The sequence below is a fragment of the Antrihabitans spumae genome, from assembly GCF_043944905.1.
GTDB classification, from domain to species: Bacteria; Actinomycetota; Actinomycetes; order Mycobacteriales; family Mycobacteriaceae; genus Antrihabitans; species Antrihabitans spumae.
The window spans coordinates 113198-134971 of sequence record NZ_JBIMSN010000025.1 but is presented as its reverse complement, the minus strand read 5'-3'; the positions used below and the strand labels follow the sequence as shown (position 1 = coordinate 134971).

At 64.4% G+C, this 21774-nt stretch carries 25 protein-coding genes and 1 pseudogene; 8 read left to right on the top strand and 18 right to left on the bottom strand.

Annotated features, from left to right (window positions below):
* Positions 1-58 precede the first annotated feature (58 nt).
* On the top strand, positions 59-292 hold the full coding sequence (locus tag ACHIRB_RS06385) for a hypothetical protein (RefSeq protein WP_395126672.1): 234 nt from the start codon (positions 59-61) through the stop codon (positions 290-292).
* Between the two features lie 62 nt (positions 293-354).
* Here ACHIRB_RS06385 and ACHIRB_RS06380 read toward each other — a convergent pair whose 3' ends face one another.
* The 5 genes and pseudogenes from ACHIRB_RS06380 to ACHIRB_RS06360 all read right to left on the bottom strand — a co-directional run bounded on the left by ACHIRB_RS06380 (position 355) and on the right by ACHIRB_RS06360 (position 3939).
* Positions 355-588, bottom strand: a complete 234-nt coding sequence (locus tag ACHIRB_RS06380) for a hypothetical protein (protein WP_395126671.1) — start codon at positions 586-588, stop codon at positions 355-357.
* Positions 589-879: 291 nt separating this feature from the next.
* Positions 880-1011 carry a hypothetical protein gene (locus ACHIRB_RS06375; protein WP_395115814.1) on the bottom strand — a complete coding sequence of 44 codons (132 nt, stop codon included), beginning with the start codon at positions 1009-1011 and terminating at the stop codon, positions 880-882.
* A 180-nt stretch (positions 1012-1191) separates the two neighbouring features.
* The gene (locus tag ACHIRB_RS06370) at positions 1192-2427 is read right to left on the bottom strand and encodes an Nramp family divalent metal transporter (protein WP_395126674.1); all 1236 of its coding nucleotides are present in this window, start codon (positions 2425-2427) and stop codon (positions 1192-1194) included.
* Between the two features lie 693 nt (positions 2428-3120).
* A pseudogene (locus tag ACHIRB_RS06365) lies at positions 3121-3721 on the bottom strand (site-specific integrase); the annotation flags it as partial.
* Positions 3670-3939 carry an MFS transporter gene (locus tag ACHIRB_RS06360; protein ID WP_395126673.1) on the bottom strand — a complete coding sequence of 90 codons (270 nt, stop codon included), beginning with the start codon at positions 3937-3939 and terminating at the stop codon, positions 3670-3672. The pseudogene ACHIRB_RS06365 and the gene ACHIRB_RS06360, both read right to left, overlap by 52 nt.
* 140 nt (positions 3940-4079) lie before the next feature.
* On the opposite strand from ACHIRB_RS06360, the gene ACHIRB_RS06355 reads away from it, so the two are divergent.
* From ACHIRB_RS06355 to ACHIRB_RS06335, 5 genes are all read left to right on the top strand, one after another.
* The gene (locus ACHIRB_RS06355; RefSeq protein WP_395126670.1) at positions 4080-4457 is read left to right on the top strand and encodes an ArsR/SmtB family transcription factor; all 378 of its coding nucleotides are present in this window, start codon (positions 4080-4082) and stop codon (positions 4455-4457) included.
* On the top strand, positions 4454-6418 hold the full coding sequence (locus ACHIRB_RS06350) for a heavy metal translocating P-type ATPase (RefSeq protein ID WP_395115809.1): 1965 nt from the start codon (positions 4454-4456) through the stop codon (positions 6416-6418). The genes ACHIRB_RS06355 and ACHIRB_RS06350 overlap by 4 nt, the downstream gene beginning before the upstream one ends.
* Positions 6415-6924, top strand: a complete 510-nt coding sequence (gene lspA / locus ACHIRB_RS06345; RefSeq protein WP_395126591.1) for a signal peptidase II — start codon at positions 6415-6417, stop codon at positions 6922-6924. The genes ACHIRB_RS06350 and lspA overlap by 4 nt, the downstream gene beginning before the upstream one ends.
* A 369-nt stretch (positions 6925-7293) precedes the next feature.
* The gene (locus ACHIRB_RS06340) at positions 7294-7977 is read left to right on the top strand and encodes a DUF3105 domain-containing protein (RefSeq protein WP_395126590.1); all 684 of its coding nucleotides are present in this window, start codon (positions 7294-7296) and stop codon (positions 7975-7977) included.
* Between the two features lie 2 nt (positions 7978-7979).
* Positions 7980-8753 (top strand): DUF305 domain-containing protein, encoded by a 774-nt coding sequence (locus tag ACHIRB_RS06335; protein ID WP_395115806.1) that lies wholly within the window; start codon positions 7980-7982, stop codon positions 8751-8753.
* 216 nt (positions 8754-8969) lie between these two features.
* Here the strand turns inward: ACHIRB_RS06335 and ACHIRB_RS06330 are convergent, their stop codons facing one another.
* The 4 genes from ACHIRB_RS06330 to ACHIRB_RS06315 form a co-directional block, all read right to left on the bottom strand.
* Positions 8970-9890, bottom strand: a complete 921-nt coding sequence (locus tag ACHIRB_RS06330) for a M56 family metallopeptidase (RefSeq protein ID WP_395126589.1) — start codon at positions 9888-9890, stop codon at positions 8970-8972.
* A 38-nt stretch (positions 9891-9928) separates the two neighbouring features.
* Complete coding sequence (locus ACHIRB_RS06325; protein WP_395115804.1) at positions 9929-10306, bottom strand: BlaI/MecI/CopY family transcriptional regulator; 378 nt, start codon at positions 10304-10306, stop codon at positions 9929-9931.
* Between the two features lie 22 nt (positions 10307-10328).
* Positions 10329-11312, bottom strand: coding sequence for a M23 family metallopeptidase (locus ACHIRB_RS06320; RefSeq protein WP_395115803.1), 984 nt, complete (start codon positions 11310-11312; stop codon positions 10329-10331).
* Positions 11313-11634: 322 nt separating this feature from the next.
* Positions 11635-12051, bottom strand: coding sequence for a DUF4229 domain-containing protein (locus ACHIRB_RS06315; RefSeq protein WP_395126588.1), 417 nt, complete (start codon positions 12049-12051; stop codon positions 11635-11637).
* Between the two features lie 553 nt (positions 12052-12604).
* On the opposite strand from ACHIRB_RS06315, the gene ACHIRB_RS06310 reads away from it, so the two are divergent.
* Together ACHIRB_RS06310 and ACHIRB_RS06305 are read left to right on the top strand one after the other, a co-directional pair.
* Positions 12605-14878, top strand: a complete 2274-nt coding sequence (locus ACHIRB_RS06310; RefSeq protein ID WP_395126587.1) for an MMPL family transporter — start codon at positions 12605-12607, stop codon at positions 14876-14878.
* Positions 14879-15279: 401 nt separating this feature from the next.
* Positions 15280-16128: an alpha/beta fold hydrolase gene (locus tag ACHIRB_RS06305; RefSeq protein WP_395126585.1), complete on the top strand. Its 849-nt coding sequence runs from the start codon at positions 15280-15282 to the stop codon at positions 16126-16128.
* Positions 16129-16449: 321 nt separating this feature from the next.
* On the opposite strand, the gene ACHIRB_RS06300 is transcribed toward ACHIRB_RS06305, so the two are convergent.
* The 9 genes from ACHIRB_RS06300 to ACHIRB_RS06260 form a co-directional block, all read right to left on the bottom strand.
* Positions 16450-16785 carry a YnfA family protein gene (locus tag ACHIRB_RS06300; protein WP_395127641.1) on the bottom strand — a complete coding sequence of 112 codons (336 nt, stop codon included), beginning with the start codon at positions 16783-16785 and terminating at the stop codon, positions 16450-16452.
* Positions 16782-17174 (bottom strand): MerC domain-containing protein, encoded by a 393-nt coding sequence (locus ACHIRB_RS06295; RefSeq protein WP_395126503.1) that lies wholly within the window; start codon positions 17172-17174, stop codon positions 16782-16784. The genes ACHIRB_RS06300 and ACHIRB_RS06295 overlap by 4 nt, the downstream gene beginning before the upstream one ends.
* Positions 17174-17590, bottom strand: a complete 417-nt coding sequence (locus tag ACHIRB_RS06290) for a MerR family transcriptional regulator (protein ID WP_395126502.1) — start codon at positions 17588-17590, stop codon at positions 17174-17176. The genes ACHIRB_RS06295 and ACHIRB_RS06290 overlap by 1 nt, the downstream gene beginning before the upstream one ends.
* Positions 17583-17939, bottom strand: a complete 357-nt coding sequence (locus tag ACHIRB_RS06285; protein WP_395126501.1) for a hypothetical protein — start codon at positions 17937-17939, stop codon at positions 17583-17585. The genes ACHIRB_RS06290 and ACHIRB_RS06285 overlap by 8 nt, the downstream gene beginning before the upstream one ends.
* 137 nt (positions 17940-18076) lie before the next feature.
* Positions 18077-19144, bottom strand: a complete 1068-nt coding sequence (locus tag ACHIRB_RS06280) for an IS110 family RNA-guided transposase (protein WP_395126500.1) — start codon at positions 19142-19144, stop codon at positions 18077-18079.
* Between the two features lie 360 nt (positions 19145-19504).
* Positions 19505-20167, bottom strand: a complete 663-nt coding sequence (locus tag ACHIRB_RS06275; RefSeq protein ID WP_395126505.1) for an adenylate/guanylate cyclase domain-containing protein — start codon at positions 20165-20167, stop codon at positions 19505-19507.
* An 83-nt stretch (positions 20168-20250) separates the two neighbouring features.
* A complete protein-coding gene (locus ACHIRB_RS06270; protein ID WP_395127640.1) occupies positions 20251-20598 on the bottom strand; it encodes a DUF3703 domain-containing protein in 348 nt (115 codons plus the stop codon).
* Between the two features lie 44 nt (positions 20599-20642).
* Positions 20643-21347, bottom strand: coding sequence for a cation efflux transmembrane domain-containing protein (locus tag ACHIRB_RS06265; protein ID WP_395126498.1), 705 nt, complete (start codon positions 21345-21347; stop codon positions 20643-20645).
* On the bottom strand, positions 21347-21676 hold the full coding sequence (locus ACHIRB_RS06260) for an ArsR/SmtB family transcription factor (RefSeq protein WP_395126497.1): 330 nt from the start codon (positions 21674-21676) through the stop codon (positions 21347-21349). The genes ACHIRB_RS06265 and ACHIRB_RS06260 overlap by 1 nt, the downstream gene beginning before the upstream one ends.
* Positions 21677-21774: the final 98 nt, after the last annotated feature.

Below are 21774 nucleotides of genomic sequence, written 5' to 3'. Positions count from 1 at the left end.
CGAGATCACCGGACCGGATCAGTGGACCCGACAAACCTGCGCCGCGTGGGTGGCCGCGGTGAATCGCTTGAGTGTCGGCGACTACGTGCAGTACACGGACGGCCTGTCGCGCCGGCTGGGGGAGCCCCTCAAACCGCGCAGCACAGCCGGCGTCATCAATGCCACTCGTACCTTCTTCCGCGACCTGCAGGAATGGGAGTGGATACCGCGTCGATTCGATCCGATCCGTGCGTTGGCAGTGCCGTCTACGGTCGCGGCGGTGATCGGGCCGAATCCGCGGTCATGCTGGTAATCGCTATACCTGACGTGGAGGTGCCGGGTTCGGATTTGTCGCATCGTCGGCGTTACGTTCCGCTACTGCGGCGCCTTCTCCGGTTCCTTCATCTTCGACAGAGCCGTTGTTGCCCCTTCGAAGCGTGCGCGAGCGGTACGGCGTTCGCGCCCAAGCACGCACATACGGTCGAACAGTTCATCTGTGGGTACTTCCTCGGCGATCTGCGTCAACGCCTGCGCGGACGCGACATAGCTGCGGGGATAGGACTGGGCCGGGAATTCAAGCGCGTAGTAGTTGGCCCTATGGCCGAGCAACCCGGCAGTGGTATGTCGGTCAGCGACCGGGTGAGCGTTTCTACTCGATGACCTTCGACGACGGCATCGCCCGCCCGGGCAAGCGCTGACGACAACATCCGGACTCGACGCGCCCGACCCCGAATGCCGATCACGAAGGACGCAGAATCCGCGACCTCATCGCCCGCGCGACCAGTCAGCGAGGCAACGCTGCCGGGCAACACCCTGCGGAGGCCGCGGAGCAGACGTGGAAACCTGAGCACTCACGCGGATACGACTACGGCCTGTAGCAGGTTGATCACCGGATACGATTCACAGTCGTTCGATGGGTGTGACGGCATCCGGGCGCCGGGTCAGTGCGATAAGCAGGAAGATAACTGCGAGGGCGACCAGCGTCATCATCACCACGAATCGCTGACAACCGTTGTGATCGTCGTCGGTCATCGCGGTGTGACTTCCGTTGGCGTGACGGCGTCCGGCCCACACCAGATTTGCATGTCGAGGTAGCCCTTTTCATTTCCGGTTGGAACTTGAAACGTTAAGTGACACAGCCAATCGCCAGCGCTGACCTTCTCTGCACCAGTCAAGCCAACGCAGGTTTCTGCAGTTTGGCCCGGCGCGGCGTCAGCCGGCCGCGATGAGGTAGATCAATGCTGCGTTCAGCACGATGATGACTCCGGCGACTAGCCACGCGAGTCCGGTGGTGACGCGGTGATTGACGTCGTTGCCCATGAGGGTGCGGTCGCTGGTGAATCGCACCAGCGGGATCAACGCGAACGGGATGCCGAAAGACAGTACGACTTGCGACACGATCAGTGCCCGGCTCGGGTCGACGCCGATTGCCAGAATGGTGATGGCGGGGATCAGTGTGATCAGCCGGCGTAGCAGCAACGGAATTGTGCGGCGCAGGAGGCCGGCCATGATCATCGCCCCGGCGTAGGCGCCGACCGAGGTGGAGGCAAGGCCGGATGCGAGCAGCCCGAGCGCGAACAGCAGCGCGACCGCTGGCCCAAGCGTGTCACCGATCGCAGCGTGGGCCCCTTCGATGGAGTCGACTCCCTCACGGCCGCGCAAGGTGTTGGCGGCCAGCAGCAGCATGGACATATTCACAGTGCCGGCGACCAGCATCGCTAGCACGACGTCGAGACGGGTGGCGCGTAACAGTCTCGCGCGGAGGGGTCCGGCTGCAGGATGCCCGTGTCGGTCGCGGGCGAGCCCGGAATGCAGGTAAACGGCGTGTGGCATGACTGTTGCGCCGAGCATTGCCGCGGCAAGCAGCACGCTTTCTGCGCCGTCGAACCGAGGTATCAGCCCGCCGAGGGTCGAAGCCGCCGAGGGTGGCGCGACAACGACCCCGGTCACGAATCCGATGGCAATGATCGCTAACAATCCGGTGATGACGCGTTCGAACGGGCGTTGTCCACGACGGTCCTGCACGAGCAGGAGTCCAATGGACACGATTCCTGTGATCACGCCGCCGATCAGCAGGGGCAGGTCGAAGAGCAGATAGAGGGCGATCGCGCCGCCTACGACCTCGGCGAGGTCGGTCGCCATCGCGACCAGCTCGGCTTGTCCCCAGTAGGCCAACCGGACTCCGCGACCCGACCGCTCACGCACCGTCTCGGGAAGTGACAGGCCGGTCACAACACCGAGTTTGGCGGAGAGAAATTGCACCAAACCGGCCATCACGTTCGCGCAGACGATAACCCACACCAATAAATAGCCGAACTGCGCACCTGCGCTGACATTGGATGCCACATTGCCGGGATCCACGTAGGCGATCGCTGCGACGAACGCCGGCCCCAACAGCAAGGACCCGTTTCGAGCCCGGCGCAACGTGGGGCGAATCGAATCCACCAGGGTCACACAGCCACCTTCGACGATCAATGATTACGGGTAACCAAACAATATCGTTCGGCCATGCTGAAATACAAGCCTGCTTCGTCGTTTAGCGCCGTACGCTGCACATCCCGGCCTAGGTGTGCGGTGCCGGTCGTGGTGCGATCGCCAGCTCCGACCACAACGTGTGTCCGGAATCGATCGCGGAGCACGTTGCGGCTTCTTCTGCCGCAGCGATGCCCGGCGTAGTCGAGGTTGCGGATCGAAGGGTTGCGCTGCCCGAGACGTCGCCGGTCCGGCGATGCCGGCACCGGATTCATGACCGGCCCGTCCGAACACGCGATGACACTCTTAGAACCCGCACGTCACGGTCAAGGCATGGTTAATCGTCAATGGTGCGTATCCGGCGGCAAGGACGGCTTCCCCGTCTTCAGATTGACCGAACCCGGTTGCGACTCAGACGCATTCGTTCTGTGATGCTGTCGGTTTGTTGCCGAGCGGAGCAATCCCACCATTGCCTCGACGTCGTCGCGGGTCGCGCATTCCCAATCGACGCCGATGATGTGCAGGACGTTCGACCAGCGCAGCAGATCGTGCGCATAAGAGCCCTATACGGAACGCAACCCTCAATTTGCGGATACGCGGGTAGTGGCGGCCCGCGCCGCGAGCGGAAAGGGTCGAATCGACTGCGGTCAGCGTTCGCGGCATTCACCACTACAGCCCGATCTGGGTGACGGCGTTTCCGATCAGGGGGCGTACTCGCGGGCATACACCTCGAGCATCGCCGGGCCGGCGTGCCGGTCTGCCGCATATCGCGAGGGCGTCGGCGCCGTTGCGGAACGCCTGGGTAACGAACCCGGCCCGGAGCGAGTGGCCGCCGAGAGCGGCGACCAGCGACTCGTCGTAGCCGGCCGCGGCTGCGCGGCGGCGGATCATCTTGTGCACCGCGGCCCCCGACAGGGCGGTCGTCGAGAGGTTGCAGTTTCGCCGGACCGAGCGGAACACGGGACCCGCACGTCAGGAGCCTGCGCGTTCCCATACAAACGTGCGCCTCGAACTCCGCGGCGGTGCGGAGCAGCCGAATCACGCCGGGCCTGCCACCGCGGTCGAATGCGGCCACCACTTGCAGCCACCGCGAATAGGCGCACGGCGAGCAGTTGGCATGTCTGGTGGTGCGGGGCAACGCGCAGGTGAAGCCGTTCCCGTCCCGGTCGGTCTTGGACGGGCGCACTCGCACGTGTAGCCCGTTGTGGCGGTGCCGGGTCACGTCCACGATCTGTAGCCCGACCAGTTCGGAGCGGCGAAATGCCCCGGCAACAGTGATCCGGCCGCGACAGGGCCAGGCCGACCAGCATCGGACCGCCGGTGACCGTAGCGGTCGCCGAGCGCCCCGCACGAGAGCATCAGGCCCGCGAACACCAGCACGTACGCATTGACCATCCATTGCAGATCCGCGGTGGTGGCACCGAGATCCGCCGCGATGGTGGGCAGCGCCACGTTCAGGATCGTGATGCCGAACCCGAGGGTAAGCACCGCCAGCGTCAGCGGCGGCAACGCCCACCACCGGCGGCGTTCGGGTGCGTTGATGAATGTGCACCTCAACCGCGGAACCTGATGGCGGCGATATAATCGCCACCCAACGATTTAACTACAAAACATGTTATCATCGCCATATGACGATTAATAGTGAGGGGTGCCTGGTCTCCGGCACCGGCTCGACACTGGATGCGGCGGTGGCATTGTTCCACAGCCTCTCCGACGGCACCCGGCTGGCGATCGTGCGCCGCCTCTTAGACGGGGAGGTGCGGGTGGCGGACCTGGTCGGCGAGCTCGGGTTGGCGCAGTCGACGGTGTCGGCGCACATGGCGTGCCTGCGGGACTGCGGTCTGGTGCAGGGGCGCCCGCAGGGGCGGCAGGTGTTTTATTCGCTCACCCGCCCCGAGCTGCTGGACCTGCTGGCGTCGGCGGAAACCCTCCTCGCCGCCACCGGGAACGCGGTGGCGCTGTGCCCGAACTACGGCACCGACGCCGTCGCGGGTGTGACGGCATGAGCGACGCGTGTGGCTGCGGCCACGACGAACCCCTCCCGGAGAACGAAGATGAACACGAGCCGGAAAAGCTGTGGCAGGTCACCGAGATCCGGGCCGCGGCCGTGGCCGGCGCGCTGCTGCTGGCCGGTCTGATCGTCGGCTGGACCGGTGGTCCCCACCCGGTCGAGCTGGCGCTGCACGTCCTCGCGCTGCTCATTGCCGGCTACACCTTCGTCCCGTCCACGTTGAAGCGGTTGGTGCGGGGCAAGATCGGGGTCGGCACCCTGATGACGATCGCCGCGGTCGGCGCCGTGATCCTCGGTGAGTTCGAGGAAGCCGCCATGCTGGCGTTCCTCTTCGCGATCAGCGAGGGCCTCGAGGAGTATTCGGTCACACGCACCCGCCGCGGTCTGCGCGCGCTGCTGTCCCTGGTCCCGGCCACCGCCACCGTTCTCCGCGGCGAGCGGGAGGAGGTCGTCGATGCGGGCGAGCTGCGCCTCTGCGAGATCATGATCGTCAAGCCGGGCGAGCGGATCGCCACCGACGGCACCATCCGGACGGGCAGGACCGCCCTGGACGTTTCGGCGATCACCGGCGAATCGGTACCGGTCGAGGCCGGCCCGGGTGACGGGGTGTTTGCCGGCTCGATCAACGGCAATGGCGTCCTCGAGGTCGAGGTCACCGCGGACGCCCAGGACAATTCTCTGGCCAAGATCGTGCGTATCGTCGAGGCCGAACAGTCCCGCAAGGGTGAGGCGCAGCGCCTGGCCGACAAGATCGCCAAGCCGCTGGTCCCGGCGATCCTGGTGGTGGCCGCGGTCATCGCCGCGGCGGGAAGTCTGTTCGGCGACCCGCGGGTGTGGATCGAACGCGCCCTCGTGGTCCTCGTTGCCGCGTCGCCGTGTGCTTTGGCGATCGCGGTCCCGGTCACGGTGTTCGCTGCCGTCGGTGCTGCCAGCAAGCTCGGCGTCCTGGTCAAGGGTGGCGCCGCCCTCGAGTCCCTCGGCCGCGTCCGCGGGATCGCCTTGGACAAGACGGGCACCCTGACCCGCAACCGGCCCACTGTCATCAAGATCGCCACCGCGAACGGAACCTCCCGCGCCGAGGTCCTCGCGGTGGCCGCGGCGCTTGAAGTGCGCAGCGAACATCCACTCGCGAAGGCGATCCTCGCCGCGGCCGGTGGCGATGTCATCCCGGCCGAGAACGTCGAGGCCGTCACCAGCGCGGGTCTGACCGGGCGCCTCTACGGCGCGACGGTCCGGCTCGGACGACCGGGCTGGATAGAGCCCGGATCCCTCGCCGCCGACGTGGAGCGGATGCAGCACGCCGGGGCGACCGCCGTGCTCATCGAACGCGACGGCGAACTGCTCGGTGCGGTCGCGGTCCGCGACGAACTGCGACCCGAAGCCGCGGAGGTCGTTGCCGGGCTGCGTCGCGACGGCTACTACGTCGCGATGCTCACCGGTGACAACGAGCGCACCGCCCGAGCGGTGGCCGCCGATGTCGGAATCGAGGAGGTTCACGCAGACCTGCGGCCGGAGGACAAGGCCCGCATCATCGAACAACTCGGCCGAAAGCGGTCGATGGCTATGGTCGGCGACGGCGTCAACGACGCCCCCGCCCTGGCCACCGCCGACCTCGGCATCGCGATGGGCGCGATGGGCACCGACGTCGCCATTGAAACCGCCGACGTCGCCCTTATGGGCGAAGACCTGCGCCACCTGCCGCAAGCACTCACACACGCCCGCCGCTCCCGCGCGATCATGCTGCAGAACGTCGGACTCTCGCTGGCGATCATCACCGTCCTGATGCCGCTGGCTCTGTTCGGGATCCTCGGGCTCGCCGCGGTTGTGTTGGTGCATGAGGTCGCCGAGATCGTCGTCATCGCCAACGGTGTCCGCGCCGGACGCGCCCAGGCGCTCCCGCCGGCCGCGCCGCAGGAGCCCGAGCGGGTAGCCGCCTCGGTCGGGGCGCAGAGGTGACCGGGGCGGGGGCGGGTGGATCGGCGCGGGCGCGCCGATCCCGGCGCCTGTTCGTCGCCGTGAGCGTCGCGCTCGCCGCCGTCGCACTGATCGTCGAACCCATTGCGCGCCAGGCGCTTTCCGCTGGTCGCACCATCGACCTGGGTCCGCTGCAGCTCAAGCTGGCCTACAACACCGGCGTGGCGTTCAGCCTCGGCAACCAGCTGCCCACCTGGGTGGTCCTGTCCATCACGGCCGGCATCACCGCGGGAATCGGGGCGTATGCGTGGCGCAGCGCCCCCATCAACTCACTGGCTGCCGTGGTGGGGCTCGCCGCGATCTTCGCCGGCGCCGCAGCCAATGTGATCGACCGCGCCGTCGATGGCAAGGTCACCGACTACTTCCACACCGGGTGGTGGCCGACGTTCAACCTGGCCGACACCTACCTCACCTGCGGTGTCGTGCTGCTCATCGCGGCGCTCCTGTTGGAGTCGACGCGAGAATCCGAGAAGGAGAGTTCGTCATGATCTCGATGCCCGACCGCGTCCGCTCCGTGTATCGCACGGAGATGACCGCCGTCCACGGCACGGATGACGATGCGCTGCGTCCACAAATCCGCGCGCGATCTCAGTTTGCCGCCCACACCAATGCGCATCAACCAAGCGCTTCTACGTCATCGGTGGGACGCAAGTCCGCGTCTGCATACTTTCCGACAAGAAGATAGCTACTATATTGCATAGTAGTGGCGCGGCAACCGTCTGCCGTGTTGATTTAGGAGGGCAATGTCTCGCCAAGCGCGGCGAAAGCGAAGTCGTCGGCAAGAACGGCGTGCGGATGTCCGCCGGATTCAGGGTCGACGACTTCCGTGGTTCGGGGTTGCAGCGGCTGTCGTTGTTTTGGCGTTCGTCGGCTCCTTGGTCTATCACTTTGTGCCGAAGGTGGTCGATCGCAGCGAGGCTGAACGGTTCACGCCCAGCGGTGAGAACGCCGACCCATCCGCGAACATCGATGGCATCGTCAAGATGGATTACGCAGCCGGGCAGCACGTCATGGCCCCTCAGCGCGTCGGCTACGACACGTCGCCTCCCTATGGTGGTCCCCACGACCAATACTGGGCTACGTGCACTGGCACGGTCTATTCGTCACCGATTCGCGTGGAGAACGCGGTGCACTCACTCGAGCACGGGGCGGTCTGGATCACCTACGATCCTGAAAGAATCGGGAGCGACATCGAAACCTTGACCGACAAGGTTGATGGCCAGCCTTACACGATGCTGTCGCCTTTTCCGGGTTCGAGCGCACCGATCTCGTTGCAGGCGTGGGGACGTCAGCTGCAGGTGTATGACGCCCAAGACAAGCGGATCACCCAGTTCATTGCAGCGTTACGACAGAATTCCAACACGTCCCCCGAGGCGGGTGCGAGTTGTTCGACGATTCCTGGGGGGTTCGACCCGTCTGCTCCGCCGCCGATGGATCAGACGGCGCCAGGTCCGGACGCGCTTCCGATGCCAGTCGGAGAGGGATCTGATCCGGCGCAGATCCCACTGCCCGGCTCGGGCGGTACCGACGGAGGGAAGTGAACATGGAAACGGGAATTGAAGAGGACTTGGCCAACGTCGAGCATCGACGTATCGGCTCGGTCACTGTCGCGTGGCTGGTGGCCGGTTTGAGTTTTGCGCTGTTCGTTGGTGTAGCGGCAGGATGGTGGACTACGACACGGGATAGTGCGGATACGACATTGCCGGCGTCCGATTCGGTGGATGCAGGATTTGCTCAGGACATGTCGTTGCACCACAACCAAGCTGTCGAGATGGCAGGTCTCGCATTGGTGCAAGCAGCAGATCCAGCGGTACGCAACCTCGCGTACGACATCCTAACAACGCAGCAAAGCCAGATCGGCACCATGCAGGGATGGCTGACACTCTGGAATCTGCCGGCGCAGACATCGGGCCCGTACATGTTATGGATGGGCACGGCGGCGTCTGAGATCGGTCCGTCCGGTACCCGTCAGACGACAAAATCGCACCAGATGCCAGATGGTTCGCCGATGCCGATGCCGATGCCTACCGGTTCCAACGAGTCCGGCGGTGGCGGGCTCATGCCCGGCATGGCCAGCAATTCAGAATTGCGAGCGTTGCGCCGCAGCACCGGAGCCGATTTCGACGTGAAGTTTCTGCAGTTGGTCCTTCGTCATCACGAAGGCGGGATGGGAATGGCCCGATATGCCAGCGAGAATTCCGACGTCGGTGCAGTGCGCTCGTTGGCGGAGCGAATAGTCGCTACCCAGAGCGCGGAGGTGCAGACGATGCGTGCCATGTTGGCGGACAGGGATGCGCAGCCGCTTCCGATGCGATGAGACCGCGCCGAAGATCTCGTTGATCCGTGCGAGTCGAAGAACTCGTTGTAGGCGACAAGGTTGATGCCGCCGGTGTCGGCAGCGGTGTATTTTGCCAACTTCGCACTTTCGCGGGGTTAGGTCGCGTCGATTTCGGTCGGTCGGCCGTACTAGCAGCGCATTTATTGACTGCCATGGACTACTATGCTGCATAGTTGTTTCTCGGTTGGGCGAGGGTCAGCCTGTGAAGGTCGGCAGCAGGCACGCCGCAGCGCCGAGCAGGCTGACCGCGGCAATGGCAATTGCGGCCGAGGCGGCTACCGGAAGGCAGGCCACGGCTACGTAGGACGGTTTCGGACGAGTCGGGCGTCGGTCGGAGTTGTCCGAGAGCCGTCTGAGACGCAGCGCGATTACGTCCCCACCGAAGGACAGCAGCGGAGCAGGCGCCGTGGAGGTCGCATGGGATACCGACCGAAGGGCGGCGTGCATGGCGCTTCGACTTGTTGCGGACGCCGCGCACTCGTCTGCGTCGAGCTCGACTAGCGTCGCCATCGCCCGGGGTGCGGCGGCGAACAGCGGGATGCGTGGCAAGGCGGAGGCGAGCACCTCGCACGACCGGATCATTCGGTGATGTCCGGCACGTAGGTGTGCGTGTTCGTGTGCCAGCACAGCGCCGCACTCGGTTTCGGTCAGTCCGCGGGTCAACCCGTTGGTGACGACGACGAATCCGGGCCGTCCGGCGACGCTGTAGGCCAACGGCATCGGGTGTTCCAACCACATGACAGGATGGTGCGGACCCTCTGTCGTTCGAGCTACGACAGCGACCACATCGCGATGGAAGGCACGCACGCGCGCTCCCGCGCGGACGTATCGGCGAGCGACGATTACGACCCGTCCCGCGGCGACACAGGCCGCCAACATGGCAAGCGCCCCAACAGGATCCGCAAACCAGTGTGGAATCGCGTGCATCGCAACGCTGAGGCATGCCAACGTAGATTCGAGCAGGTCCTCGGCGGGGGGGTGGTCGGGCCAAACGAGCACAACCGTCGCTGATAAACCGAAGACGAGCGTTGTCCCGATGCAGGCTAGCCACGCGAACTCGGCGGCCCTGGGCGGCAGCGCCAGCATCACTCGTTCCAGCAGGGGAGGAGTCGCCACGCTCAATATCAACGCGCATGCGAATAGCACGACGGAGATCATGATTTCCTCGACCTCGAATTGGATCTCTGTGGCGGTTTTGACAAGCCGCGCCGGAAAGCTTCCGACTCGGCTTCGGTTACCGTCTTCGCGAAGTGCAGCAGTACGCCTTCGGGGTCGTTGCTTGTGTCGATGATCTCACGCAGGGCGCGGGCGGTGGCTTCGGCGCGAGACTGCCTCGGTCGATACAGGTACGCCCGTCGGTGCATGATCCGGTCCACCCAGCCCTTGTCGTAGAGATGACCGACAACCGTAAGGATTGTGGTGTAGGCGAACGGGTCTTTCAGACGTTCGCGAAGGTCTCGGACGGTCAACGCCTCCGTCGTATCCCACAGCACATCCATGACCCGTGCTTCGAGGCTGCCGAGGCCATTCATCAGAACGTCCTCTTCTCTAGCGCTAGTTTGTCGAAATCGTCGTTGTGCTCATCGGGACACCCCTGTCGCGCAGCCATCGGCCAGGATCGTCTTTCGTGCCGTCGGCCATCCAGACCTCATAGTGCAGGTGTGGTCCGGTTGACTGTCCGCGATTGCCCATTGTCGCGATCTGCTGACCGGCTTTCACAAGTTGTCCCGCTTCGACAAGCGCTTCGTTGATGTGCCCATACACCCCGATTGTTCCGTCGTCCTGGCGTACGCGCACCCACAACCCGAACCCGTCGGCTGGTCCAGCTTCAATCACCTGGCCGTCAGAGGTAGACAGCACGGGAGTTCCGATCACATTCGCGATATCGAGCCCATTGTGCACGGTTCCCCAGCGTGCGCCGTAGGCAGATGTGAGTGTCCCCGATGTGGGCATCACCGATTTCGGGCGCCGCGCCGCCGCTTCCCTTGCGGCGCTGTCCTGCTCACGTTGCCGGGCGCTGGCCAGCTGATTCAGGAGGCGGCTCGGGTCAGTCGGGCGAACAGTGTTCAGTAGATTCGGTGCGATGTCGATTTCGCCGGTATCGGCACCCGCCTGGTTGTCGGCCGGAAGTCGACTGGTCGACGTTGCGCCTGCGGCGAATACTGCGCCCACGGCAACGGACACGGCGATCATGTGGCTGCGGTACCGAGTCTGTTCCCGCTGGCGGTGCGCACCGCCCGGTCGCGATGCGATGCCGGAGGGAGTGGTGGCAGCAGGGCTGGTCAGGCCGGGTTTGCTCGAAGTCGGATATGCGGCGGTGCGGATCTGCGTGTGCGTCGTCGGGAAACCGAAGTGCTCGACGCGCTCCCATGGTGCGCGAGCGCGCGAACGGGGGTGCGAGCAGATCAGGACACGGGCAGGCGCACGCCACGACAATGGGTCAGGGTTGTCGAGGCCTGCCGATGCGGTGCTACGCGCGTCAGTGAGGACGCAGGAAGGTTGCGCACCGGGGAGTGACCAATCAGTGTCGCTACGCACCTGTACTAACGGGGAATGCAGCGCCCCCAGCGGTGGCAGCGGGTGCAGAGGGGGCTCGGCCATACGGTGTCGCGCCACAGGTGCAAACCTCAAATCAAGAAACGGTAACGGAGCGATCCGAATGGATATCGGATCGGTGACGATTCGACCACATTACAACTATTATGCATAGTTGCCACTCTGGAGCTGGATCCGAAGATCATGCGTACAGGATGCGCTCGGTGCCGACACCATGAGCAGCGCCTGTCAATGGACGTGGTGAGGCCCCACTCCTCGTTCACGATTCCAGGGTTGGAGTAGACGGCCTCTTCAGCGCGCCCCGTCACGGCTGCTGTCGTGGGCGACTACTGCGCGGCCGTTCTCTGACAGCGCTCGGCGCGCAAGGATCGCGGCGTTCGCGACGCTGATCGTCGACGCGTGTGATCTCGCTATTGACGCGGCGACGTAAACGTCGCAAGGCCACTGCGGAGATCGCGACTCCTGCTGCGACAGCCGCAACGAGCAGCAGCGCCAAGGGGAGCTGTCGCCCGAATATCGAATTCAGACCGGCGAATACTCCGAAGGTCATGGCCACGAGCGCAATCCGTGCGAAGGCATACAGAGCCGCCCACCGGATCGCCCGCGGAATCGAGGGCTGCACGCTACTGCCGGGCCCGCGTGCCGATTGGGTGGCGTCCGAACTGCCCGACGTTCGATCGGTTGCGTCCGTCCGGCGGCCGGGTTGACTTTGTGCTGTCATCTTCTGTCCTCGCTCGCAGCTTTCGTGCGCAGCACGCTCCCGCTACTATTTAACATAGTAGAGCGTTCGACGGGCGTGCAGGCACCATGTCGGATATGGAGGACCATGCGTCACGAGCCGGGCGGGATGCGTCGATGAGGGCTACTGGTTGGATACTCGCCATGGTGGTCACTTGGGTTTTGGTGTTCGCTGTTACATCGTGGTGGCATCGTTCTCGAGAGCCCATACCGCCTAGGCATTCAGCCCCGCCGTGCTGTGGTCTGCAGATCGAATCATTGTGGTACTAGGCGCATCTCGCCGCTTCAAGCCCCGTGTAGGTCCACGCGGTTAGCGCATCTGGTCTGTCGCCGCGCTCTCGAGTTCGATGCAGCCTCAGACAAAAGGGTGGGTCGGTCCGCCGACAGGACGGTCAGCGACTTTTGATGAGCGCGGCGGTTCGTGCTCCGTCTTGTGGGCGTGTCGTCTGGTAGTGGGGCAAGGCTGCCCGTTGTAGCGCGGGGTTCGAGTTGCTGTGGGGTTGATTCAGGCCGCGCCACCGAGTATTCATAAACACATGCGCATATACGAATGGATCGGACGGGGTTGGAGCGGGACCCGTGACGTGACGCGGCGGTCGTCGGTCCTGCATCGGTGGGGTGCCGCGGTCGCTCGATATCGACGGCTTGTCCTGGGGACGTGGGTAGTCCTGCTGGGGGCGTGCGCCGTTGCGTATCCGGTCCTCGAGGGCCGGCTGGGCGCCCCGGACTTTAGCGTCAATGGTTCGGAGTCAAGCGAGGTGGACAGCTTGATGGCGAAGCATTTTCCACATTTGGGAGCAGAGCAGGACGTCATCGTCTTCCAGTCCGAAATTCTGACAACCGACAGTGCGGAGTACCGAGCGGTCGTGGACCGGGCCATCGATGAGGCGCAGCTAGTGCCAGGGGTCAGCACGGTAACCGGGCCGTATAGTTCCGGCGCGGGCGCGCTTGCCTCGCAGGATCGCCGGGTTGCGATCGCCACGGTTGGTCTCGAGGGCGACATGGCTCAACGTGCCGGCGTTGCCGAACGGCTGCAGTCCGCTGTCGAGGGAGCCGGCACCGAGACTGTGCAGGTGGGGGTGACCGGGTATTCGCCGGTGCAGAATGCTGTCACCGATATTCAGAACGTGGACCTCGCCCGCGCGGAGGCCATCGGGATTCCCGTCGCGTTGCTGCTCCTCGTCCTGGCACTGGGTGCGCTGGTTGCTGCGGTCGTGCCGATTGTGGTGGCCCTGGCTGGACTATTGCTCGCGACCGGTGGCTTGCTTGCGTTGACCACGCTCACCGCGTTCGATTCGCTGGTGATCGCGATGGCCACAATGATCGGAATCGGTGTCGGTATCGACTATGCAATGTTCATCGTCAGCCGGTTCCGTGAAGAACTGACCCGCGTCGGCGTCATCGACCGCGACGACCAGTCCCGAATCGCCGATGCCGTTGGGCGCTCGCTCGAAACGGCAGGCAAGACGATCCTAGCGTCGGGGTTGATCGTGATGATCTCGCTGTGCTCGCTGATTGTGATGCAGGCGCCCATCTTCCGCGGGATAGCGCTCGGTGTAGCCACCGCCGTCGTCTCTACCCTGATCGTGGGCCTCACTCTCTTACCCGCACTGCTCGCGACCCTCGGCCCCGCAGTCAATACAGGTGCATTGCCACAACGGTGGCGCCCGACCGAGGTAACCGAAGTCGACGCCGGCTCGGGCCGGTGGGCGCGCTGGGCCTACACGATGATGCGGCGCCCGATCGTGTTCGGATCTTTGGCCGTCTGCGTCTTGGTGTTGGCCTCAACACCTTTGCTGGGGATCCGATACGGCCTGGACATGGGTGTCTCCGCGCTCGGAGAGACAGCGTCGGGTCGCGCGACGGCTGCCCTGGCCGCCAACTTCGCGCCTGGTGCGCTATCTCCGATCGAGATTGTTGCCACCGGCCCTGGCGACACCGCGCTCACCGCTCAGAATGCGGCGCGTCTTGACCAACTCGTCGGGGAGTACGAGCGTGATCCGCGTATCGACACTGTCGTACCCGCGGGAGAGTCCGGTGGGCGGCAACTACTCATGGCGGTACCGAACGTGGCGTTCGATTCCACCGCTGCCGGCGACCTGATCCGCGACCTCCGCGGTCAGGCTGCTGCAGCGGGCAGCGATAGTGGACCTGACGTTCTCATCGGTGGCAGTACTGCGGAGTTCGTCGACATCGCTGACGAGATGACCTCGAAGTTGCCACTTGTTGTCGGCCTGGTCCTCGTACTTTCGCTGCTGTTCTTGATGGTTGCCTTCCGCAGCGTTGTTCTGCCGGTGAAGGCGATCGTGATGAACCTATTCGCCACCGGGGCCGCGCTTGGCATTACCGTCGCAGTCTTCCAGTGGGGCCTCGGTGAATCGCTGCTCGACTTCAATAGTCCCGGATTCCTGCAGGTCTACCTACCGACGGTCGTATTCGTCATCCTGTTCGGGCTGTCGATGGATTACGAGGTTTTTCTGATCCGACGGATCCGCGAATACTGGGAATCGACAGGCGACAACCAGTACGCAGTCGCCGCCGGGATCACCCACACCGCACGCCCGATCACCGCCGCCGCCGCGATCATGGTCGTCGTCTTCGGCTGCTTTGTCACCGCCGACGTACTTGAACTCAAACAACTCGGTCTCGCCCTCGCCGTCGCGATCGCGATCGACGCCGTCATCGTGCGGCTGGTACTCGTCCCCGCTCTGATGCGACTGTTTGGAGACTGGAATTGGTGGTTCCCGAACCAGGCAATGCGGGCGGTACAGGAAGTTGCAAGCCCTCGCAGTTCCGAGGTGCAGAGCTAAGCCCACTCTCGGCTGGGCTCGATCCTGCGCGCAAGCACGACCGTACTGTTCCATGCAGCTTGCTGACAGTGTGCGCACGAACAGAGGAGATGCCGAGTTTCGAACGCCATCAGCGACCCGCTGTCGATTGCAGCCCGGGCACCAGGAGGGTCGACCGCCAGTACGAGTCCGACGAGGTGATCGAGGGGCTGCCCCATGCGTAGGTCCGCCAGTTTGTAGCGGCTGCGCCGCCCCTCCGGCATCGCCACCGCGAGGTCGGCGGCGCAGGTTGGCAGGGTGATTCGACAGGATCTGGCGCGATAACCTATGTGGTCGGCCGGTTCGGAAGGATAGCCGGGCAGGAAAACGCTGTACCGAGCAAATTGCCGTTCGGGTTCGGCGCGCCAGGACATGATGTGTGTATGGCGATCGATTCGGTGAATGTCGGCGGCCTTCGTATCGGGTTCGAGCGGACCGGTGCGGGTCCCGCGTTGTTGTTGATCGGTGGGACAGGCATGCCGCCGATAGCGTGGCAGGCATGCGGTCTTCGGGATGCTCTTGTCGAGGCCGGGTTCGATGTAGTGGCTTACGCGTCGCGCGGAGTGGCGCCGAGTGATGCCCCGCCGGCGCCGTATTCGATCCCCGACCTAGCGGCGGACGCGGCGGGATTACTCGATCGACTTGGATTGAAAGATGTTGTGGTGGTGGGCTATTCGCTAGGCAGCTTCACAGCTGAGGTTCTCGCACAGTTGCGTCCAGACTTGGTTCGGGCGGTGGTGCTCATGGCGGGAGCGGGGCCGCTGACGCCGCTTTTAGAGGCGGTGGTTCAGATGGAGTCGGACCTGATCGCCACAATCGGACGGATCCCCGCCGCTGCCGCAGCGTTTCAGACGTTGTTGACCGGGCTGCCACCAGCAACTCTGCGCGAAGACGAGAGGACCGTCAGCCAATGGGTGCAGATGCTCGGTATGCAGGAGCAGATGTGGACTTCGATCGAAGGTGAGAACGGCCAGTCCGCGGCATCGGCCGACTGGCTGCGCGATCCGTACCGAATGCAAGCCCTCACCTCGATAAGGGTTCCGGTACTGGTGGTCGCGTTCGAGTACGACCTATATTTTCCACCTCGGTCGGGACGCGCAGCTGTCGCGAGATTGCCGAACGGCGAGTTCGTCGAGGTCGTTGGGGCCGCGCACGCGGGTCTGATGACTCATCCGGAGAGGACCCGAGAAGTGTTGATGGAGTTCGTCAACAGGTCGAAGGCCTCGTCGTAACGGCCGTGTCCCAACCCGTGGTTCCGATCGCCGGGAGATCGCTGCGCGCTTGGTGTCGACAATGCAACCAACTACCTCTAACCCGGCAGCGCGACGAGTTGGTAGGCGGGTCGTGACAAGCCGTTTCCGGTCAATCGGACTGGCAGTTCGCATCGAACCAGTGAGGGAGTTTCCGCAGCGCTCACCGTTCGTAGACGCGTTCGACCGCATTACCGGTGCCTCTGTCTTTGTCAAGGTCCGAAATCTTCGAACACGGATCTGCGATCGTTTTGGTTTCGGTCGGTTAATGACGAGCAGTTATGTGTTGGTTGATCTGACGAGTTATGCGGCGCGTGGGGCATACATGATGATCGCGACACCGATCAGGCAGATTGATGCGCCGGTGATATCCCAACGGTCGGGACGGAATCCGTCCAAAACCATTCCCCAGGCCAGTGATCCGGCGACGAAGATGCCGCCGTATGCGGCGAGGATTCGACCGAAGTTGGCGTCCGGTTGCAGGGTGGCGACGAAGCCGTATGCGCCGAGCGCGATCACGCCTGCACCGATCCAGACCCAGCCGCGATGCTCGCGAACGCCCTGCCAGATCAGCCAGGCTCCGCCGATTTCGGCGAGTGCCGCGAGGGCGAATAGAACGATCGAACGCAGGACGGTCATGGCTGGGATTGTATGGACCGCGCCCCGGTCAAGTCCGAGGGTCGGTCCTCGGTTGGAGTCCGCAGGATGGGCAAGGACTCACGGTCGACGATCGCCGAGGTCGAGCAGGTGCATCCGCTGGCTGTGGTGTCCGAGCTGCACTGCCCGCTACCACCGCATCCGCGGTTGCGGGCGCGGCGACGTGACCACGCCAAACCAGCGATGCCGACCACGATCAGGGCGACGCCGAGCGGTTCCAGCCACGCTGTGCTCAGCAGCAGGACTCCGCTGCCCGCCATGCCGGCTGCGGCAAGAACTGGCGCGAGGCAGCATCCGATGCAGATCAGCGCGCCGAGCCCGGTCGACGTCCACCACCGCTTGGTTGTGTTAAGTGCAGTGCTGGTCTGCATCAGCTGTTCCCGTCGGCTTGTTTGGTGAAAGGTAGAGGGCAGCAGGAACTCTCGGCGCATTCCAGTAGGTTGTCGCAGCCAGCCTCGATCGCGGCCCGCAGCGTGTCTCGGACCGTCATTAGTTCGGTAAGTTTCTCGTCGATCTCGGCAAGCTTCACCACGGCTCGAGCGTGCAGTCCGGCGTCAGGACGGTGACTGCGAAACGTGGTGACTTCCAACAGTTCGCCGACCTCGTCCAGCGTGAAACCCAGACGTTGAGCGGCTTTGATGACGCGTAGCACGGTGACCGTTTCCGGCGGATAGGTGCGATGCCCACCCAATGTGCGTTGCGGTTCGGCCAGCAGTCCTCGGCGCTCGTAATACCGGACCGTTTGCAGGTTGACTCCGGCCGCGTTGGCGACCTCACTGCTACGCACTCGTGCCGCCGTTCGGGATCCTCGCCTGCACACGCTGGGTGAGCGAATCCAGCACGTCGATATATGCGGCGGGCACCTCGATGCTGAGGTGAACGAGGTCGCCGTCGACAGGTGCGAACCTGAAGACGAAGAACGAGCAGCACCCGGATTCGCGCTCGGTCAGTTCTCGCGCTCGCTGTTCCTCGGCAGCAACTATCTGCAGGTCCAGCCGTGTCGCGCTGAAGCGCGTCAGATCTTGCACCGACCGGGCGAACAGTTCATCGAATTCGGCAACCCGTAGCGGTTGCTGCACCGTCGGGAGGCTGCAGGCTGTGGGCACCCAGTCCGTTGGCAGCTCGTTTATCGTCATAGATCGACGATAAACCTGTACCTAGGTATGGGATGCAACCCTGAATTGCCCGGCGTTGCTTGTCGCTGCGTGTGGAGCGGCCGGATCCAGCGTGGGTCCGTATTGCAATGGGAACGTATGTTCGATACCTGGTAGGCTCAGGCGAGGCGGGTCGTCGGCGGGAAACCGTGGGAAGCGGCGGCCCGCCTGACCTCATCGACTCGCATTACCTGCCAAAGGCGTTTCGCGACTTGTCGTTTCAGGCATCGTAGTGCGGCTCGATGTGATTTTCCTTCGGTGATTTTGCGGTGGTAGTAGCCATATCCTTCGGATCGAGGTGAGCGGGCTTGGCAGACAGCGACGATGTGGATGGCGGCGTTGAGGGTGCGGTCCCCGCCGCGCGAAAGGCGATGCCGGGTGGTGTCGGCGCTGGATACTTCGATCGGTGCGGTGCCGGCGAAGTTCGCGAACGCCGCTTCGGACGGGAACCGGAACGGGTTACCAGCATGACCGAGGATACGTCCGGCAGTGACCGGCCCGACGCCGTGAATCGACTGCAGTCTGGTGCCGCACTCGTCGAGCACCGCTTGGGTGCGTTCGGTGATGTCGAGTATCTGTACATGCAATCGCCGCAGATCGCCCACCATTTCCAGAGCGATCTTCTGCCTTGTCATGTCGGCTGTGGTGACTGGCTGCAGCCGACGCAGCACGATCGCGGTGGTTTCGGAGTCCACGCCGGTGTCGATGCCGCCGGGCACCAACTCTCGCAGCAAAGCATGCAGCTGGTTGCGGGTGCGGGTCATCTGCAACACCAACCCCCGGCGACGCTCGTCGAGGATCCGCAGCACGTCGGTGTGATCCTCGATCGCCAACGGGTAGGCGTCACCTTGCAACGCGGCAACGCAAGCTGCTGCGGCAGCGTCGATGCGGTCGTTCTTGCGTCGATTGCCGCGAGAGAGTTGCCGGACCCGTGCCGTGGACGTCGATGGCACATCGACCACGGACTCACGCTGGCTGACCAGCCACAACGCCAGATGGTGACCCAGTCCGCGCGCGTTTTCCACCGCCCAACGTCGCTGCGGCCACTGCTTGGCCCAGCTCAACAGCAGGGCGTAGTCGTCGAAGGTGGACCGGATCCGGATGGACCCCAAATCGGTGTTTCGAGCCTCGTCGACCGCGGTTGCGGTATGGGTGGATTTATGTGGATCGATGCCGATGACAATCACTGAACTAGCCCTCCAATGCGGATCGCACGTAACCGGTTAGGTATCCGTGGTCGGCATTCCGACTTCCGGGCACCACCGTGGGGTGGTGCGCACGCCTCTGTTGAGCCAGACCTCGGACAGAGACCGCAGGGAAGACACACCCGTGATGAGCCAACCCATGTATGCCGGCCGATGGGTGGCAGGAAGCGCCCGAGTCAGCCCTGCGGTCTCCTACGACACGCTACGAACCGAACTGTTCGAACACGAGCCGCTCGTCCAGACAAGTCGGTGCCTCTGTCTTTGTCACGGGGAAAACTATTCGAACAGAAGCGCTTAGGGCGAGCGGATGGAGGTTTCTGGTCGAGCAATGAGGAGTTGTGACTACAGGGTACTTGCATGGGTCGGTCGTGTGTCGACGCAGTCGACAGAGGCCAGGTAGCGGTCCGGTTCAGCGGTGAACTGTTCGGTGCAGCTGGTCGAACAGAACCAGAAGCGGCGTTCGCCGTGGGTGAGTGATGGCGCTCCGAGGGGGTCGACCCGCATGCGGCAGACGGGGTCGATCGTGCCGCAGAGGCAATCGATGCCGAGGGCGTAGACCGGCACCGGGTCGGAGACGTTGCGGAAGGCCCGCGGCCCCAGGTCGATGACCCGCAGACCTTCGGCGCGCGCTGCCGTCGCGACCGGTGCGGTAAGGAGGATCTGGTCGGTCGCGGCCGCTGCTGCGACGCGGGCGGCGAGGTTGACGGTGGCGCCGAATACATCGTTATTGCGTTCGACGACGGGCCCGTAGTGCACGCCGCCACGCAGGACCGGCACCCCGTCGCCGCGGGTGGTCCAGGTATCGAGAATACGGGCGATCAGCGCGAGTGCGGTCCGCGCGGTCCGCGAGGTGAGCAGCACGGCGTCGCCCAATGTTTTCACGATGCGATCGCCGTCGGCGAGGGCGGCAGCGCTGAACGTGGCGAGGCGTTCGGCGATATCGGCCGCACGCTCGTCGCCGTGCACCTCGGTGAGAGCGGTGTACCCGGACATGTCCAGAAACACCACCGCCGCCGCACCGTCGCCCCCGGGGCTGTCCCGAGGTGTGGTGTGCCTCGCAACGGATTCGGGCGGCTGAGGCGTCGCGGTCACGCCGCGCGGCCGATCTCGGCTGCGAGGTCGGTCGGGACCGCCATGGGCGTCATCAAGCCGACTCGGGTGCGGCCCGTGTTGCCTTCCGGGTAGCGTCCGGCCAGCGAACCGGGGGCTGCGACGATGATTCGCACGATCTGTCCGAGCGCTTCGCGGCGCTCGTGCTGGCGTACCGCGAGGCGGAACATCGCGACGTGATTGCGGGTGTGTAGCCAGGGGTAGGGCTGGGACACGATGTGGGCGCGTTCCAGATGTGCCCAGCGCGAGTCGGCGTCGGCCGCGGTGCGGGCGGAGGTCATTTCGCGGTTGTAGAGGCTCTTCAGTTCGGCGGTCGCGGTACGCATCGGGGCTCCTCTGGGATGGGTTTTATCAGGGGAAGTGACGACGGTCAGTCGCAGCAGTCGCAGTCGTGCGCAGATGCTGTTGTGCCGGATTGTGTTTCGAAAGGCGTGGTGCAACAGGTGTCGCCGCGCCAGGCATCGCGGCCTTCCTTGACCGCGACGATTGCGATCACGAGGGCGGCGATCGGGTCGGCCCAGGACCACCCGAACAAGCTGTTGAGCAGTAGGCCGACCAGCAACACCGCCGACAGATAGGTACACAACAGGGTTTGCTTGGAGTCGGCGACCGCCGACAGCGAGCCGAGTTCGCGTCCGGCGCGGCGTTGTGCCGCCGAGAGCAGCGGCATGACCGCGAGACTGACCGCGGCCAAACCGATCCCGATCGTCGAGTGCTGGGCTTCGCCGGCGCCGAGGAGTGAGCGGACCGCATCGATGCTGACGTAGACGGCGAGCGCGAAGAACGAGAACGCGATGATCCGTAGCGCGATCTTCTCCCGCGCTTGCGGGTCGCGGCCCGTGAACTGCCACACCACCGCTGCCGCGGAGGACACCTCGATGACCGAATCCAGGCCGAATCCGATCAGCGCCGCCGACGAGACACGAGTGCCCTCGGTGATCGCAATGACCGCCTCGATCACGTTGTAGCTGATGGTCGCGGCGGCGAACCATCGAATCCGTTTGGTGAGCAAGGCTTTCCGCTCCGATGATGCGACATTCGAGCGCGTTCGGGGCATCCCCAACGGGGCGCTCATCAGCAGCACTCGTCGGTGGCGGCGGCCGGGCAGCAGGCCGGGTCCACGGCCAGGGCCACACCGAGCAGGTCGTCGAGCGCAAGCCCGATCCGAGGGTCCGCCAACTCATAGCGGCTACGGCGGCCCTCCGTGACGGCGACGACGAGCCCGCAACCCCGTAGACACGCAAGGTGATTCGACAGAATCTGGCGCGAAACCTGGATCGCGTCAGCCAGGTCGGACGGGTAACTCGGCTCGACGCGGAGGATCATCAGAATTTGCGTACGCGTCCGATCCGACAGGGCGTAGCCGAAGCGGGACAACGCCTTCGTATGCACGGCTGTGGTCATAACCCCAAACGATACATCCAGTTCTGTATTCAGGAAAGGATGAACTAGTTGCCGGCTCGTGTCGGTCGCGGTGCTCATGGATCGAGCAGCCGAATCAT